The 864-nt window shown below is 35.9% G+C and carries 1 protein-coding gene; it reads right to left on the reverse strand.

Going from position 1 to position 864, the window contains the following annotated elements; all coding sequences use genetic code 11:
- Positions 1 to 48: 48 nt before the first annotated feature.
- A complete protein-coding gene (locus FD26_RS10740; RefSeq protein ID WP_057868410.1) occupies positions 49 to 741 on the reverse strand; it encodes a type 1 glutamine amidotransferase domain-containing protein in 693 nt (230 codons plus the stop codon).
- Between the last annotated feature and the right edge of the window lie 123 nt (positions 742 to 864).

Consider the following 864-nt stretch of genomic DNA (forward strand, 5'->3'; position numbering starts at 1 on the left):
AGTTCGAATCTCACCTGTGACATAATTATTCTTTGAATCCATTAGAGGTTAATCCTCTAGTGGATTTTTTAGTTCCTTTACCAATAGACGTGCAACTGCTGTAGCCGAAAATGGATTTTGACCAGTAATAAACTTGCCATCAATTAGAGCATACTCAGCATATGGTCTTTTTTTAGAAAATTCAGCTCCATGTAGACTAGCCACGTCTTCATTTAAAAATGGGACATATTTTTTCTTTCCACTAAGATTTTCTTCAGCATTAGTAAACCCTGTAATATGTTTTCGTTTAATCAAATACTGACCCAGATCATCTTTTAGAAACAACAATCCTGATATTCCGTGGCATACTGATGTTAAATAACCATCATTTTGATAAATCTGCCAACTAATCTTATGTAGATCTTCGTTATATGGAAAATCCCACATTACTCCATGACCGCCAGTAAAATAAATTGCACTATATTCCATCGGATCTAATCCTTCTGGAGATAAAGAATTAGCCAACGCCCTATCCTGAAAATCTCTGTCATGATACCATTTCATATCAGTAGCTGAAGCATACTTAAAGCTACGTGGATCGATTGGCACATAACCGCCTTTGGGACTGACGTAATCAATATCAAATCCCGCCTCTGTCATGACCTGAACAAATTCTGTAGCCTCTCCTAACCACAATCCCGTTGCTTCAGGATGGTAACCGTACTGAGACTCATTTGTTAGCACTACTAGGATCTTTTTCAACAATTTTTCCATCTTAATATACCTCGTATAATAAACATTGAAATATTTTTAATTATTCGTTGCAAGTTTTATTACTTTTATCTATAATAGTACGAGTGATGTCACAGTGGCTCAGTTGGATAG

This window comes from Companilactobacillus crustorum JCM 15951 (assembly GCF_001434585.1).
In the GTDB taxonomy this organism is placed as follows: Bacteria; Bacillota; Bacilli; order Lactobacillales; family Lactobacillaceae; genus Companilactobacillus; species Companilactobacillus crustorum.